Below are 15489 nucleotides of genomic sequence, written 5' to 3'. Positions count from 1 at the left end.
GCGCCCAGAGCGCCCCCCGCTGCCGTGCCAGGGAAAAGCCACAGCTTGCCGGTGGCGGTTTCCACGGCCACCAGATCGTCGTAGGCATCCCGGTTGATCTGCCCGGCGACCATGTCGCGGTAACCAGCCCAGCCGGCACCGATCAGCAGGCGGTGGCCCCAGGCGTTCGCGGTTGAGGTGCCGGGGTACAGCCAGAGCTGCCCGGTGTCGTCGGTGGCGATCAGGTCCGGCTTGCCGTCACGGTTGAACTCGCCCGTCACCGGCTCCCGCAGGCCGTTCGGCTGAACGCTGACCGCCGCCCGGATCCAGTTGGCGAGATCGTCGACCCGGGTCTCCACCGCCCCGTCACGAGTCTCGGTCTCGCCGAGGCAGCCCTTCTGCCAGGAGGTGTCGTTGATCCCCACCAGCTCGACGCGGCCCTGCGTCTCCCGGAAGACAGGACCGCCGGCGTCGCCCTTGCAGATGCTGGCACCCGACGACGCGGCCTGCATCGCGAACGTCGTCGACGTCACCGTCTGAGCGGTGAACGCGGCAGCGTGCAGGCGATTCGGGACCCACTCCGTGGTGGTCCGACCGTACCCGGCTGTCTGCAGACTCTCCCCCGGAGTGGGGGCAGCGCCACCGAGGTTGACCGGTGCGATGTCCGCAACGGGCGCGGACAGCTCGGCGAGGGCGAGGTTCCGGTCGGGGTGCGGGATCACCGACAGCACCGCGAGGCGGTGGCCGGCGACCCGGGTGAGGTCCGTGCGGCCGAGCAGGACGCTGGTGGGACGCGAGGGCGCCCCGCTGACGACAGGGGTCGCGCCATCGGTGAAACACGACTTCGCGGTGACGATCCAGCGGGAGTCGACCAGGGAGGCGGTGCAGCTCCGTACGTCGCCGAAGCTCACCTTTGCCACAAAGGGATAGGTGCCATCGGGGACTTCCGCGGATTTGGCGATTGCTGAGGCAGTCCCGCCGCCGAGAAGTCCAGCGGCCAAGCCAGCCAATAACAGGCTGACACCCCAGGCACGAGCGCGTTTTTGCACTATCTTCCCATCGCTTCATTGAAGTTTCGGCATTTCCGTATGCCAGTGGAAGCGGAGAATATCCAGGCTCAAACGTCGGCAGGGCGTACGTGACGTGAACCAAAGGTTGCCGAGGCACGTCAGAAACGGACTCGGTGGCCAATTGGCGGCCCTTCAAGACCGAACCTGTGGGCGGGGCGAAAGAGAGCGAACTTATTGAATATTAAGGCTGAGCAATGGCAGTCCACTGTCCGGCCCGTCGTCGAGAAACGCCGAAATCGGCCACCCAGCAGCACGTATGCACGTGTGCCTCAAGCTCCGATTGAATACCTGGCCAGAAGATTTAGGCTGCGTGAATTCCGGCTGCGTCGCAGTGCCTGCTTATGGTCTGGATGACGTCGCCAGCCCAGCTGTCCCGAAGCACGAACGCCGCCGGAACATCTGCTGTTCACCGCATGTCATGCCCAGTGACATCTCGCGCCTGTCCGCCCCGGCTAGCATTCGCGCGGCCCACGACCGCCCTTGAGGGAGAACCGTCATCACTGCCAGTTGGCCGCTGCACCGCACCGGCACCATCGCTGCCCCTTCAGACCTACCAGGTTCAGCAGACGAAGGGGGCACGGCGGCGGCAGACGTCGGCCACCGAGCCGCACTGACGAACGGCGCAGTTCGGGTGGCGAGCTGGGCGCTGCCGGCAGTTGTCGCGGCGACGCTGAGTCTGTGGCGGCTGACGGGTCCGGCGCTCTGGGCTGACGAGTTGGCCACCTGGGGTGCCGTACGACTGTCATGGTCGCAGCTTTGGCAACTGTCCGGCTCGGTGGACGCGGTACTCACCCCGTACTACGCGCTGATGAAGCTGTACACGACCCTCGCCGGCACCTCAACGACCGCGTTGCGGCTGCCCTCGGTCGTCGCCACCGTCGCGGCGACGCTGGTCGTGACCGTGCTCGGGCGGCGGGTCGGCGGCCCGGCGACGGGCTTGTTAGCGGGATCGATCTTCGCGATTCTTCCGGCCAGCAGCTGGTACGCGCAGGAGGCACGGTCATACGCCGCGGTGACCCTGGGTTCCGCCGTCGCCTTGTTGTGCCTGATCCTGTCGCTCGAGCGTCCCTCGCGGGGCCGGCTCGCCGGATACGCCGCGGCAGCCGGCTTCGCCGGGATGCTGCACCCCCTCAACGGTCTGCTGATGCTTGTCGGACATGGCTTGGCAGTCGGCTGGTGGCAGTTCGAACGCCGCAACGACGGCTGGCGCACCATGTGGCGGTGGGTGGCGGCCGCCGGCATTGGCGCGTTACCCGCACTGGTGTTGTCGCTGTTGGGCTCGAAGCAGACCGCGCAGGTCTCCTGGATCGCTCTCGTGGACATCAACGCGGTGCGGGCCTTCCCTGAACGGCTGTTCTACTCCGCGTCCGTCGGCGGCCTCGTTCTCGTTCTGGCGATTCTCGGAGTGCGTCGCCGACCGGCGTACCTGTGCCTCGCCGGCGCGGCATTCGTCCCGCTGGTGCTGTTATTCCTCACCGGCACGCAGCTCCACGTCTGGGTGGCCCGCTACGTCCTGGTGGTGCTGCCACCCATGGCTGTGCTCGCCGCCTCCGCCCTGACCCGCATCGGCCGACCACACGCCATCGTCGCGATGTGCCTGGCCACCGTTCTGGCCTACCCAGCGCATCTCCTCATCCGCGGCGAAGCCGGTCACACCCAGGACTCGTTCCGCATCGCCACGGTCATCAGCCCTCGATACCGACCGGGCGACGTCGTGGTGTTCCCCGACACCCACCCCAGCATCCCCTGGTCACCACGCGACATCTACGAACGCTACCTACCCGCTCCGCGCCCACCGGACGTGCTGCAAACCGCACCCCAGCGCAGCAACGGGCGGTTCCTGGCGACTGAATGCCCTGACGCTGGCTGCCTTGGCACCCCGCCGCGAATCTGGGTGGTCCGCGTTGACAACGCGACGACCCGCTCAAGGACATGGCACCCGGCAAGAAGGAGCGGATCAGGAAGGATTACCAGGCAGCGCAACGCTGGCAGTACCCGCTGCTGTGCATCGTCCTCCTGGAACGCACGCCGAGCTGATTCGAACCAAACTCGGGCGTCAACGTCGACACGCCACCCGGCGACAAGCCGAACAGCGTGCCAACCAACACCGTGAACGGTTGTGGTCAGGGCACTAGATCATCCGGCGCCGTATCCGCCACACCACCACACCGATCAGGACCGCCGCGACGGCGACGAACAGCGCCGCCTCGATGAGCTGGAACGCCCAGAACCGGTCGGCCGGGTGGTAGACCCCGAACTGCTGGATGCCCCGCGCGTGCAGGAACTGGTTGAGGTTGGTGCCGGCCCGGTTGGCGGCACCCTCCAGCTCGTAGTACTCGGTCCAGCTCAGCCTGCGCCCGGTGGCGTCTGCGTAGCCGTGTTCGATCATCCAGTCGGCGAAGCCGGGCACGGCCCGGTGCCCCGCCTGGTCCTTCGAGCCGCCGACGGGGACCGGCTCCATGGTGGTGAGCGGCGTGGCGTACGCGGGACGGGCCAACAGCGCCACCGACATCCGGGCGGCGAGGAACGCCCCGAACGCGACGCCGAACGCGGGCAGGCTGCGCCGCAGGATCGCCCCGGCGGCGGTGGCGACGCCGAACGCGAACAGCGCGTACGCCACCGGAACAAGTCCCTCCAGGTCGAAGGCGTCGTACTGGAACCGCCCTTCCCACGCGTCGAATGGCTGACGGAACCAGGTGAGCACCGCGGTGAACATCCCGGTGAGCGCGACGGTGACGCCGGCGAGTGCCGCGAGCTTGGCCGCCAGCCAGCGCATCCGCGGCACGGCCTGCGTCCAGGCGAGCTGCCAGGTGCCGTCCTCCAGTTCGCGCGCGAGCAGCGGCGCACCGAGGAACGCACCGATGACGACCGGGACCAGATAGAAGGCCGCCAGGAGGTTCTCGACGTACCCGTACTCCTCGTCGAGCCGGCGGAAGGAGGCCGCGCAGGCCTCGCTGACACCGGTTTCTCCCGCACACCGGGCGGGACCGCCGGGGAACAGGTCGTGGGCCTGCGTCCCGAGCACGAACAGGGCAATGCCGAACATGCCGACAAGCAGACCCAGGACGCAGACCTCGGTCCGGTGCTGGCGCCAGATCAACCACGTCATACCGCCACCCCCGACGTGACCGCGGCGCTCGGCTCGGACGCCCGGCGCAGGTACGCCAGCACCAGGTCCTCCAGCGCGACCGGCTGGGCCTGCCAACCAGGCGCGGCCGGGATCCCGCCGTCGCGTACCAGCAGGGTCGTGTGCCGGTCGCTGTGCACGGCCTGCACGACGGCGGCGGCCCGGTCGACGTCGGTGGCCGTGCGCGGGCCGACGAGCAGCCGGTGCTCGGCGAGGAGGGTGTCGAGGTCACCGGTGAGCGTGACCCGGCCGTGGTTGAGCACGACCAGGTGGTCGCAGACGCGCTCCAGCTCGTGCAGGACGTGCGAGGAGAACAGGACGGTCACCCCGCCTTCGGCCACCGCGCCCATGAGGACCTGCAGGAACTCGTGCCGGGCCAGCGGGTCGAGGCTGGCCACCGGCTCGTCGAGGACAAGCAGGTCCGGCCGCTTCGCCAGGGCCAGCGCCAACGCGACCTGGGCCTGCTGCCCGCCGGAGAGCGTACCGGCCCTGCGGTCGAGCGGGATGCCCAGCTTCGCCAGCCGACGCTCGGCCAGCCCCTGGTCGAACCGCAGGTTGCAGGCCCGGCCGAAGCGGAGCATCTCGGCGACGGTGAAGCGCTTGTACAGCGGGTGGTCCTGGGCCAGGAACCCGACCCGGGACAGAGTTTGCGGGGTGCTGGCGGTGACGTCGTGGCCGAGGACCTCCACCGTGCCGGTGCTCGGTGCCAGCAACCCGACGACCAGGCGCAGCAGCGTGGTCTTGCCCGCGCCGTTCGGCCCGACCAGGGCGATCACGCCGCCCGCCGGCAGGGCCAGGGTGCAGTCGCGCAGCGCCCAGCCCTTCCGGTATCGCTTGCCCACACCGTCGGTGCGCAGCGCGAACTCGGTCTCTGTCACGCCACGTCCTCATTCCTCGTCTGCTGGTGGACGGTGGTGAAAAGCGCGTTGACCGCCTGCTCGTCGAGGCCGGCCGCGTAGGCGCGGCACAACCAGATCGCCAGGCCCCGGCGCAGCGACGTGTACGTCGATGCCGACATCACGGCCGACTGCTGTTCATTGACGAACGTGCCCTGGCCGGGCCGGCCGGTGACCAGGTTCTCCTGCTCCATCTGCCGGTACGCCTTGGCGACGGTGTTCGGATTGATCGCCAGGTCCTCGACCACCTCGCGGATGAGCGGGAGGCGGTCACCGGGTTGGAGAAAGCCCAGCAGCACCGCCTGGCGGACCTGCTGGACGAGTTGCAGGTACGGCGGCACGCCGGAGTGGGTGTCGAGCCGGAAGACGAACACGGTAGCCCCCTACTGCTTTACTAGGAGTATAGTAAAGCAGCAAGTTGGCGGTCGGGGCGCGGCGGCGACAGTGACAACGGTCCAGCGACGTACGCGATGAGGCGGCTGGCCGCGTGGACCGCGGTTGGGGAACGTATCGGTACAGCCTGTCAACCAACACCGTGAACGTTTGTGGTCAGGGCACTAGCCGAGTGTCAGCCACCGCTTCAGCGACCGGACACTCGAATCAAAGGCGCCGGACCCTTCGGGCGAGTTCTTCGCGGAGGTAGTCAATGCCCGCGCCGGTCCTGGCGGAGACTGGAACGGCATGCGGATGCGCCCGGCACAACGCATCCACCCACTCCGGTGGCGCTACGTCGATTTTGTTGAGGACCAGTAGCTCGGGTACGTCGCCGGCGCCGATCTCGTGCAGTACGCCGTGCACGGTGGTGATCTGCCCCAGCGCGTCCGGTGCGCAGGCGTCTACCACATGCAGCGCGAGGTCGCTGCGGCTGACCTCATCCAGCGTCGACCGGAACGCATCCACCAACTGGTGCGGCAGGTGTCGGACGAAGCCAACCGTGTCGGTGATGGTATAGGTGAGTTCGCCCGTGCTGATCCGTCTAACGGTGGGGTCGAGTGTGGCGAACAGGACGTCGCGCACCTGCGCGTCCGCACCGGTGAGCCGGTTGAGTAGGGCCGACTTGCCGGCATTGGTATAGCCGGTGATCGACACCGACGGCACTTGGTTGCGGGCCCGCCGGTTCCGGGTCCGCTCCCGCCGCCGGGCCAGCTCTGAGGCGTTACGTCGCAGCCGGGTGGCCCGCTCGCGGAGCGTCCGGCGCTGGGTCTCCAGCCGCATCTCACCGGGACCACGTACCCCCATGCCGGCGCCCCCGGCCATCCGGCCACCACCAACCCTCGACATCGACCGGCCGTCACCGCGCAACCGCGGCAGCTGGTATGCGATCTGCGCCAGCTCCACCTGGACCCGGCCGTCGCTGGTGCGGGCGTGCTCGGCGAAGATGTCCAGGATCAGCGCGGTCCGGTCAACCACCCGTATGCCCGTCCGCTCCTCCAGGTTGCGCACCTGCCCTGGGGTCAGTTCACCGTCGGCGATTACCAGGTCGGCGTGTGATCGCTCGGCAAGCGCGGCCAACTCGTCGACCTTGCCCGATCCGACGAAGGTCGCCGGGTCCGGGCGGGGCCGGTTCTGCACCACCGCGTCGGCGATACTCAGGCCGTCGGTGTCGGCGAGCCGGCGCAGCTCGGCCAGCGAGGTCTCCGAACCCGGTCCGCTATCGGCCGTACCGTCCTCGCCTCGCACCGCCACCAGCACCGCGGTCGGGCGTTCTCCCAGCGCGCTGGCATGTGGGCCCAGCAACCATGATCCCGCCATCGTCCACCTCAACCTCGTCTCGGCAGTGACGGTCTACCCCCGACCGAACATGCCATGCGCGACCCCAGCCAAGAGCTGGGGGCCGTGTGCAGCGACCGCGGGCAGGGGGCGCACCTCGAACGACGACCGGGCCGCAGCGCCGTGTGTGCCGCTACCCGGGTCGACGGCCGTCACGGGCGGCGAGGGCATCAGCGATCGGTCCGGTGGCGAAGCCGTAGCTGGACTTGCGCAGCACGTTGCCTTGCCAAACCACTCGCTTCAGCGTGACGAGCCCTACCCAGCGATCAGGCGCCCACACCTCCCAAAGGCCGGGGCGCGTTACTACCGCCGTTTACGTGCCGAAGATTCGGTAGACGCAATCCCTCAGGTGTTAACCCACTACCCGAGGGGGTAGGGAGTTGGTCGGATCAAGACATACGGCCTCCGTGGGCCATCCCCTACGACTCTCTGTCGAGGCGGAGGACCAGCCAGTGCCAGCGGAGGACGCCTCCCCCCAGCGCGAATGAGCCGTCGACCGGCCGCCCCGCCTCGTGTCGGTGGCCGGCGCGCCGATGCGCCGTGGCCCCGCCGGGCCACCGATTGGCACCAACAGGCCGGGTGGGTGGGGATGCACGGGCACGTCGCCGGCGGGCGATGTGCCCGTCACCTAAGGGAGGCTGTCGTGTTCAACCACGATCGACATCTGCAATTTCAGGCCAAGCCCGAGAAGCCGGACGCCTTGTTCGCCGCGAAGCTGCAGGAGATCCTCGGGGGCCAGTTCGGCGAGATGACCGTCATGATGCAGTACCTCTGGCAGGGCTGGACCTGTCGCGTCCCCGGTAAGTACAAAGACATGATCATGGACATCGGGACGGAGGAGATCGGTCACGTCGAGATGCTCACCACCATGCTGGCACGGCTTCTCGAAGGCGCCCCCGCGGAGACGACGGAAAAGGCCGTCGCAGCCAATCCGGTCCTCGCCGCCGTGATCGGCGGCATGAACCCGCAACACGCCATCGTCGGAGGCGGCGGTCCACTCCCGCGCGACAGCCAAGGTGTGCCGTGGAACGCCGGCTACATCGTCGCCAGCGGCAACCTTCTGGCCGACTTCCGTTCCAACGTCGCCGCCGAAGCGCAGAGCCGTCTGCAAACCAGCCGGGTGATGAACATGACCGACGACCCCGGGGTCAAGAACATGCTGCGGTTCAACCTCGCCCGCGACACTTACCACCAACAGCAGTGGCTGCTCGGCATTGAGCAGCTCATCGCCGATGGCTACGTCGACCACGGAATTGAGAATTCCAACTTCGACGAAGAAAACCAGGACCACAACCACACATTCTGGAGCTTTGGCGCCGACAGTCAGGCCGGCGAGGGCCGCTGGGCACAGGGACCGAGCCTGATCGGCGGACCCGACCTCACCTACCTTCCGCAGCCGGTGGCGCTCACCGATGACACGGCCCTGCCTCCTCCGCCTGACCCCAAGCTGTACGCCACCTACGACGGCTCACGCGGACCGGGCAAGACCGGCGACGCCGCCGGAGCCCACGCCCAGGGAATGAGCAACGTGGTCAAGAAGGTGAAAGACGCCCTGGAATGACGCTCGCGTTAACCCCGCAGCGGCCCTTACACGCGGTAACGTAAAAGACGCGCACAAGTGTGACCCCGGCGGTGACCGGCCAAGAAAGCTGGCCGGGCCGCTGGGCCACTGCCGCACAGAATGTCTAGTGGCTGTCGGCTGGTACGCGGGCTGGTGTCCCTGCTGCGGCTGCCGGCCTTCACCAGGCGCCGCCTGACCATGTAACCGACGCTGTCGGAGCTGACGTCATCGAGCTCGGGATCGACCGTGAAAGTCGCGGGAGCATGGACCATGTAGGTCATCAGTGAGTCGGGCGGAATCGGAGCCGTCGGCGGGGATCATCGACTCGCAGTCGGTAAAGGGTGCCGACACCCGTCGGGCAGCAGACGCGTGGCTACGACGCGGGTAAGGAGGTCAACGGCAGGAAACGGTTCATCATCAGCGTTACCGCGCGGCTGTTGGTCACCGTGGCGGTGATGGCCGCGTCGTGGCAGGACCGCGACGGCGCGAAGACCGCCCTGCTCAACGCGGCGGACCCCAACGTGATCACAGCGACCCAGCACCTCCACCGGGCGATTCACGCCGGGGCGTCGACAAGCGCGTGCTGTCGCTGGCCATCTGCGTACCAGCCAGATCAACGGCTGCAGCCCGTGCATCTTCGCCTCGATCGAGTCGGTGCAGAAGGTTGGTGAGACAGACGAGCGGCGGCACAACGTGGTCGGGTGGCGCGAGGTGCCCTTCTACAGATGAAAAGCGGGCGTCGGCCAGCAAGGCGATCAGCATCGCGGTGGTGAGCGGGCGCCACGGGCGGCGTCGCGCAAGGAGTGGGCCGTCATCGTTCGGCCTCATTCGTCGAATGGGATCGCCGGCGGTGCCGGCGCGCGGGTGGTACGGGTGCCGGCCGTCCCGCCGGCACCCGTACCTGTCAGAAGACGAAGGGCCACCCGGCGCTGTCGTAGCCGATGCGGTTGATGCCGAGCAGTGCGGCACCGTTGCTGGCGTTGTAGTAGTGGTAGATCAATACATCGCCGTCGGTGTCGCCGATGACGGCTTGATGTCCTGGACCGCGGACGTTGTCGTGGCCGGCCAGCACCTCGGTGCCGCCGCCGGCGTTCATGTCGCGGCCGCTGCGGTCCCGGTAGGGGCCGGTGATGCTGGTCGAACGGCCCACCATGACCCGGTAGGTGCTGGATGCGCCTCGGCAACACATGTCCCAGGACACCCACAGGTAGTAGTAGCTGCCATGCTTGAAGATGTATGGGGCCTCGATGGCACCACCGCCGCGACCGGCGATGCTGCGGATCGTGCCGTCAAGGCGCAGCCCGTTGGATGGGTTGACCTGCACGAGTTTGAGGCCGGACCAGAACGATCCGAAGCTCAGCCACCAGCGGCCCTGGTCGTCGACGACGAGGTTGGGGTCGATGGCGTTGAAGTTGTCCGAGGTCCTGGACTCGATGACCAGGCCGCGGTTCGTCCAGGAGCCGGACGCGCCGGTTGGACTGGTCGCAAGGAAGATCGCTGAGCGGTTGGAGCCGAACGACGAGGCAGAGTAGTACAGCCAGTACTGGCCGTTGTGGAACGAGATGTCTCCGGCCCACAGGTTGCTGCCGCCGTTGGTGTACGGGAGCGTCCACGGCGCGCCGCCGGGGAAGGCCGCTCCCGCGTTGCGCCAGTTGGTCCGGTCCGGTGAGGTCTTGATCGCGACGTTGTTGCCGGTGTGCACCATGAGGTAGCCGCCGGTGGGTCGCTTGACCACCGTCGGGTCGTGTACGCCGATGTCTCCGGTCACTCGGCCGGGCGCCGGGTACGGTGCCAGCGGCGCGGCGGGTGCGGGCCGCGGCTCGTTGCCGCCGACGGGGACGAGCTGCCACTGCTGCTTTGCGTCCATGGTGGCCGCCGCTGCGGGTATCGAGATCGGCACGGTACCAATGGCAGCGGTCACCGTGCACACGGCCAGGACCAGCAGGTTCTTCCATCGCCCGCGGCGGCGCGCTCCGAGAGTTCGACTCATTGAGATTCCTCCCAGCTTCCGGGTTTTCGGTCCACGCCGTCTCCATCGACAACGCGGGTCCTGCAACGTTCCGACTACCGGTGATGTGACAGCTCACATCGATGGACTTTGTTGTCTCGGAGACATCATGCAGTGTCGAATCGCTTCGCTGACCATCGAACTTGTTCCGAAATGTTTGCGATAACATCGCCGCTCCAAGTCGGACCGAATGGCGGCGGGATAATGGCGTTGCCTGGCAGGAAGGGCGGCTGGGATCCGATAATTTTTGTCGGCAGTCTGTGCACGAACAGATGCCACCGGTGTTGCAGCGGGCCCTTCCGCCGGCCATCCAACCGACATGTTTCCGAAGCCTTGACAGCGGCGATGTTCACGCTCACAGTTGGTTGCCACGGGATTAACCTGCATCAATTCGTTGCATTGTCGATGCCGGTTCACTCTTGATGGACAGTGGCCTACCAGCCTGGCCCGCCCAGCCACGTGTAAAGCCTTGATGATGCCTCGCCCTCGCCCGACCAACGGCCACGACGGTGGCTACTCACCACGTCGCCCGGTCGGCGAAGACAACGTCAACGCATGCACAGGTCGGTCGCAGGCGACGGCCCACCCGATCCTGGCGCAGGCCCCAAGGAAGGAACCGCGATGATCACCATCCACAGACGGAGAGCCGCGCGACGGCTGCTGAGCACCGCCGTCGTCGCTCTGCTCGTGTCGGCCCTCGGCGCAACCATCCCCGCCTCCCCGGCCCTCGCAGCACCCGGACCATCGTTCACCAACCCCCTCGTCGGCGCGCCCAACAGCGCGGACCCGTCGATTGTGTACTCCAACGGCAACTGGTACTACGTGGCCACGACGTGGTCCTCGAGAATCGTCATGCGCACGTCGTCGACCATGGCCGGCCTGAAGAACGCGCCGGAGCGCACGGTGTTCACCCTCGCCCCCGGGCCCGGCTGCTGCACGATGTGGGCACCGGACATCCAATTCATCAACAACCGGTGGTACATCTACTTCTCGGCAGAGGCCTCCCCCGGCCAGGGGGCACGCCGCACCGGCGTGCTGGAGAGCAACGGCACCGACCCGCTCGGGCCGTACACCTACCGGGGCATCCTCAACCTGGAACCCAACAACGGATGGGCGATCGACGGCAGCGTGGTCCGGTTCAACGGCCGGGTGAACCACTTCGTCTACTCCGCGTTCCGCGGCGGGGAACAAGGCCTGTTCATTGCTCCGATGTCATCGCCGACCCAGGTTTCGCGCAACGGCGTTCGGATCTCGTCTCCGACCCTGTCCTGGGAGCGGCAGGGCGGCGCGGTCAATGAAGGCCCGTACGCCGTGTACAACGGCGGGAGGACGTTCTTGACGTACTCGGCGAGTTCCTGCAACACGCCCGACTACAAGCTCGGCACACTGACCTGGACCGGTGGCGACCCGATGTCAGCCAACTCGTGGACGAAGAGGTCGACCCCCATCTTCCAGCGCAGTGACGCCAACGGCGTCTACGGCCCAGGCCACGCCTCGTTCGTCAGGTCACCAGACGGCGCCGAGACGTGGATCGTCTACCACGCCAACTCGTCCACCAACCAGGGCTGCGGCACCACGCGCACCACACGGGCCCAGAAAATTGGCTGGAACTCCGACGGCACCCCCAACCCCGGAGTCCCGGTCCGCACCGGCACCTCGATCGCCGGCCCCTCCGGCGACTCCTAAACACCCGCACGACCCGCTGGGACGCCTCCACCACAAGGCGTCCCAGCAAGGCCGAACTCGCACTGCCTCCGCGTGCCCGCGTCTCGCGAACGCGAGCAGCGTCCCCACCGACGTCTCAGCCAACCTCCACACGCCACGAAGCGGCTGGCATCCCGATCATTCCCTGCGGCCCTGCCAGTCGTCGAGGGAGGAGACCTACGCCGAGACAGCCTGCCTCGTCACCGATTGACACGCGCAGGATCTGCGGTTCGCGGTGGAAGGTCCGCCGGTCGAAGACTTCCGTCCGTACCGGTCTGAGCAAGGCGTCGCCCGCGTCGGAAAGTCTGCCTCCCAGGACGATGATCTCCGGGTCCAACAGCGCCTGGGCGGCCAGCAGTCCGCCCCGTGCCCGTCCGGTGCCGACCCACAGCGCGTAACCCCCACCGCAGCGGCCGCCAGTGAATGCTGACCACTGTCACGGCGATCCTGGCCAACCCCCGTTACACCGGGCGGCAGGTCTGGAACCGTCAACGCACCGACCTTGATGCCCTCCCTGACAAGGGAGCCTTCGATCGACACCACGAGATCCAGCGGTGGAGCGCCTCCAATGACTGGGTTATCTCCCGCGAGATCGCGCACCTCCGCTGGTCAGCAAAGAACACTTCGTCGCCGTCCAGGCATCCACAGCGCACCGACCCCAGCCGACGGCATTCCCCGCTGCTATTTGTTGGCCAGAGTGATCTGCTGCGGCGTGTGCGGCCGGATCATGGACTCCCACTGGGTCCACGGCCGACCCGGCTACCGCTGCCGCCACGGGCACACGAGCACCCGCACCAGGACCTCCGCCCAACCGAAGATCCTCTACATCCGGGAAGACCACCTGCTCGACCGCATCCGACACGACCGCGGGCTACACCGTCGCCATCCCGCACTGCGCAGCCCCGATGCGGAAAAGCTTGCCGCCTACTTACGCACTTCCCTGGGATGGATGCGTGAAAGCGCCGGAGGGGTACGGCGCGTGCGGGTGGGCCACGACGCACAGACCACCGGCTTGGTGGACGTGATCCAGAGCTCGGTCGATCAGGCCATCGCGCAGGTTGTAGCGCCAGTCGATGACCCGGCCGGGCTCGATGCCGAGCGCAAGCCAGTGTCCAGTTTCGGTGACGATCTCCTGGCCAAGGACCACCAGCAGATCGTCACCGGTGAGCGACCCCCAGACACCGTGGGTGTCCGCAGCGTTGTGCTCGGTGATGGCGATGAAGTCGAGCCCGACCTCGCGGGCGGCAGATGCAAGCTGCTCCGGCGTCAGCTCGCCGCCACGCGAACGCTGCGAGTGCACGTGACAGTCGCCCCGATACCAGCCGCGCCCCCGTCCGGCCACCCGCCTGGGCGGGAACTGTGCCCCGGCGACGGTGCCCGTCGTCATGCTCTTACCCCGGCCATCGCGGGCATCGTAGCCCTGAGATCACCCGCGTGCTGCCCACCAAGCCCAACGCACCAGTCTCGCGGCAGATCAGGACGGCGAGCAGTAGTGGCCGCCGTCGCGCGCGGATCGCGGCAGAAGCGGATGTCGAGGCGGGGCATGCGGAGTGCCGGCCGGGGCAGGTGGTGTGCTGATCAGGTTGCATGGTGTTGACCGTTGGCCGCAGGGCTGACAGTGCACTGGCTTGCCGCGTTCAGCCGGGTGGAGATGGTTTCCGGAAGGTCGAATGCGAGGCCGGCGAGATTGGCGGTCAGCTGGTCACTGGAGCGGGGGCCGAGGATCACCGATGTGATCTCGGGCCGGCTGCGGAGCCAGGCGAGCGCGACGGTCGGGGCGGTGGTTCGTAGTTCGGCAGCGACGTTGGTGACCTCGTCGGCGATGTCGAAATGTCGTTCGGCGAGGAGACCGGTCACGAACGCGCGCGCCATGGGGCTGGGCATCGCTGCCCACTGGGCGAGCCGGGATCCGTCAGCCGGCCTGGTGCCGCGCTGGTATCGCCCGGCGAGCAGGCCGCTGCCGAGCGGGCTGTAGGCGAGGATGCCGAGCCCGTGCTCCTGGCAGGTGGGGACGATCTCGGCCTCGATGGCGCGGGCGATGAGGGAGTAGTTGGCTTGCAAGCTGACGAACGGTGTCCCGTGGGCGCGTTGCGCCGCCCATTGGGCGCTGATGATGCCTGCGGCGGTGAAGTTGGAGCAACCTATGTAACGTACCTTGCCGGCGCGCACGAAGTCATCGAGCGCTGCCATGGTCTCGTCGATCGGGGTGTCCGGGTCGGGTACGTGGCACTGGTACAGGTCGATGTAGTCGGTGCGTAGTCGGCGCAGGCTTGCCTCCAGGGCGCGAGTCAGGTGAGCCCGGGAGAGGCCCCGGTGGTTGGCGCCGGCGCCTTGCGGCGCTGCCCCCTTCGTGGCCAGGACGACGTCGGCGCGACGTCGGGCGATGGCTCGACCGATGACTTCTTCGCTGGTACCACCTCGGTAGGTGTCTGCGGTGTCGATGAGGTTATGGCCAGCGTCGAGAAACGTGTCGATGATGCGGTGGGCTTCGGGTTCCGGGGTCGGGGCCTGCGGGTCGGTGCCGAAGTTCATCGTGCCCAGGCACACCCGGGAGACGCGGAGGCCAGATCGGCCCAGTGCCCTGTGCTGCATGTGGTCCTCGTAAGATCGGAATCATGATTCCGCTTGAAGATACGGAACCGGAATTCCGTTTGTCAACGACGCTCGACCGGGCGGGGCGGGCATGATCCGCTCCGATGCGGCACGCAACCGCGCGAAGGTCCTCACGGCGGCCGAGAGCGTGCTCGGCGAACAGGGGTTGGCCGCCCGGATGGACGAAATCGCACGTCGAGCCGGAGTCGGGGTTGGCACCGTGTACCGACACTTCGCCACCAAGGAAGCCCTCTATGCGGCCATCGTCTCGAACCGGGTGGACCTGCTGCTGGAGGAGGCCGCCCGGCTGCGTACGGCCGCCGAGCCACAGATTGGGTTCTTCACCTTCTTCAGACACATCGTGGCGGACGCCACTCGCAAGAAGGCTCTGGCGGACGCGTTCCAAGGCGCAGGCATCGATGTCAAAGCAGAGCAGGCAGATCAGCGCGCGCAGATGCGCGAGGCGTTGACGAGCCTGCTGCAGGCCGCGCAACGCGTTGGTGCCGTACGCCCCGACGTGGGCATGTCCGAGATACTCGCCCTGCTCCGAGGCGCCAGCATGGCGGCGGAAACCGGCGACTATCCCGGCCCGGTCCTCGACCGGGCTCTCGCCGTCCTGTTCGACGGTCTGCGCCCATCCACGGCTCCTACGGAGTCCGCTCGACAGGCGTGACGCACGCTCATCGGCTACTTGTTTCATTGACCTGCGACCGTGGCCCGGCCAGGCTTCGGTCGAGGCGCTCGGGCTGTCGCTCTCATTTCGGCTGCCCACGCTGGTCGTG

13 protein-coding genes and 1 pseudogene are annotated in these 15489 nt (G+C 67.6%); 6 read left to right on the top strand and 8 right to left on the bottom strand.

The features are described 5' to 3' along the window. Nucleotides 1-1031: trypsin-like serine protease (locus JM949_RS24670; RefSeq protein WP_203150688.1), on the bottom strand; the 1031-nt coding region annotated here is incomplete at its 3' end. A gap of 649 nt (nt 1032-1680) precedes the next feature. Between JM949_RS24670 and JM949_RS24665 the strand changes: the two genes are divergently transcribed. Further along, a complete protein-coding gene (locus tag JM949_RS24665; RefSeq protein WP_203150687.1) occupies nt 1681-3162 on the top strand; it encodes a glycosyltransferase family 39 protein in 1482 nt (493 codons plus the stop codon). 18 nt (nt 3163-3180) lie between these two features. Here the strand turns inward: JM949_RS24665 and JM949_RS24660 are convergent, their stop codons facing one another. The 4 genes from JM949_RS24660 to hflX form a co-directional block, all read right to left on the bottom strand. Beyond that, the gene (locus tag JM949_RS24660; protein WP_203150686.1) at nt 3181-4158 is read right to left on the bottom strand and encodes an ABC transporter permease subunit; all 978 of its coding nucleotides are present in this window, start codon (nt 4156-4158) and stop codon (nt 3181-3183) included. Then, nucleotides 4155-5054, bottom strand: a complete 900-nt coding sequence (locus tag JM949_RS24655; RefSeq protein ID WP_203150685.1) for an ABC transporter ATP-binding protein — start codon at nt 5052-5054, stop codon at nt 4155-4157. Before JM949_RS24655 ends, JM949_RS24660 begins: the two co-directional genes overlap by 4 nt. Further along, nucleotides 5051-5446, bottom strand: coding sequence for a GntR family transcriptional regulator (locus JM949_RS24650; protein ID WP_203150684.1), 396 nt, complete (start codon nt 5444-5446; stop codon nt 5051-5053). The genes JM949_RS24655 and JM949_RS24650 overlap by 4 nt, the downstream gene beginning before the upstream one ends. Before the next feature lie 226 nt (nt 5447-5672). Then, nucleotides 5673-6824 (bottom strand): GTPase HflX, encoded by a 1152-nt coding sequence (gene hflX, locus JM949_RS24645; protein WP_203150683.1) that lies wholly within the window; start codon nt 6822-6824, stop codon nt 5673-5675. Between the two features lie 661 nt (nt 6825-7485). Here hflX and JM949_RS24640 point away from each other — a divergent pair. Both JM949_RS24640 and JM949_RS39925 read left to right on the top strand, forming a co-directional pair. Further along, nucleotides 7486-8403: a manganese catalase gene (locus JM949_RS24640; RefSeq protein ID WP_203150682.1), complete on the top strand. Its 918-nt coding sequence runs from the start codon at nt 7486-7488 to the stop codon at nt 8401-8403. Nucleotides 8404-8744: 341 nt separating this feature from the next. After that, entirely contained in the window at nt 8745-9074 is a 330-nt protein-coding gene (locus JM949_RS39925) for a hypothetical protein (protein WP_203150681.1), read from the top strand. Between the two features lie 233 nt (nt 9075-9307). Here the strand turns inward: JM949_RS39925 and JM949_RS24630 are convergent, their stop codons facing one another. Further along, nucleotides 9308-10303 carry an arabinan endo-1,5-alpha-L-arabinosidase gene (locus JM949_RS24630; protein ID WP_309232311.1) on the bottom strand — a complete coding sequence of 332 codons (996 nt, stop codon included), beginning with the start codon at nt 10301-10303 and terminating at the stop codon, nt 9308-9310. 729 nt (nt 10304-11032) lie between these two features. Here JM949_RS24630 and JM949_RS24625 point away from each other — a divergent pair. Both JM949_RS24625 and JM949_RS39920 read left to right on the top strand, forming a co-directional pair. Further along, the gene (locus tag JM949_RS24625; protein WP_203150679.1) at nt 11033-12097 is read left to right on the top strand and encodes a glycoside hydrolase family 43 protein; all 1065 of its coding nucleotides are present in this window, start codon (nt 11033-11035) and stop codon (nt 12095-12097) included. Between the two features lie 523 nt (nt 12098-12620). After that, nucleotides 12621-12953 (top strand): annotated as a pseudogene (locus JM949_RS39920) (hypothetical protein); the annotation flags it as partial. Nucleotides 12954-13043: 90 nt separating this feature from the next. On the opposite strand, the gene JM949_RS24620 reads toward JM949_RS39920, so the two are convergent. Both JM949_RS24620 and JM949_RS24615 read right to left on the bottom strand, forming a co-directional pair. Beyond that, nucleotides 13044-13502: a CehA/McbA family metallohydrolase gene (locus tag JM949_RS24620; RefSeq protein ID WP_203150678.1), complete on the bottom strand. Its 459-nt coding sequence runs from the start codon at nt 13500-13502 to the stop codon at nt 13044-13046. A 191-nt stretch (nt 13503-13693) separates the two neighbouring features. Next, nucleotides 13694-14707: an aldo/keto reductase gene (locus tag JM949_RS24615; RefSeq protein WP_203150677.1), complete on the bottom strand. Its 1014-nt coding sequence runs from the start codon at nt 14705-14707 to the stop codon at nt 13694-13696. A gap of 91 nt (nt 14708-14798) precedes the next feature. Between JM949_RS24615 and JM949_RS24610 the strand changes: the two genes are divergently transcribed. After that, on the top strand, nt 14799-15380 hold the full coding sequence (locus tag JM949_RS24610; RefSeq protein WP_203150676.1) for a TetR/AcrR family transcriptional regulator: 582 nt from the start codon (nt 14799-14801) through the stop codon (nt 15378-15380). Nucleotides 15381-15489 lie beyond the last annotated feature (109 nt).

The organism is Micromonospora tarensis (assembly GCF_016803395.1).
In the GTDB taxonomy this organism is placed as follows: domain Bacteria; phylum Actinomycetota; class Actinomycetes; order Mycobacteriales; family Micromonosporaceae; genus Micromonospora; species Micromonospora tarensis.
The sequence above is the reverse complement of the archived record's forward strand: the minus strand, read 5'-3'. Positions and strand labels throughout refer to the sequence as shown.

What these genes read in the sequence shown, in the direction of transcription:
- JM949_RS24660 (WP_203150686.1), bottom strand. Translation starts at nt 4,158, where the DNA reads ATGACGTGGTTGATCTGGCGCCAGCACCGGACCGAGGTCTGCGTCCTG.
- hflX (WP_203150683.1), bottom strand. Translation starts at nt 6,824, where the DNA reads ATGGCGGGATCATGGTTGCTGGGCCCACATGCCAGCGCGCTGGGAGAA.
- JM949_RS24625 (WP_203150679.1), top strand. Translation starts at nt 11,033, where the DNA reads ATGATCACCATCCACAGACGGAGAGCCGCGCGACGGCTGCTGAGCACC.
- JM949_RS24620 (WP_203150678.1), bottom strand. Translation starts at nt 13,502, where the DNA reads ATGACGACGGGCACCGTCGCCGGGGCACAGTTCCCGCCCAGGCGGGTG.
- JM949_RS24615 (WP_203150677.1), bottom strand. Translation starts at nt 14,707, where the DNA reads ATGCAGCACAGGGCACTGGGCCGATCTGGCCTCCGCGTCTCCCGGGTG.
- JM949_RS24610 (WP_203150676.1), top strand. Translation starts at nt 14,799, where the DNA reads ATGATCCGCTCCGATGCGGCACGCAACCGCGCGAAGGTCCTCACGGCG.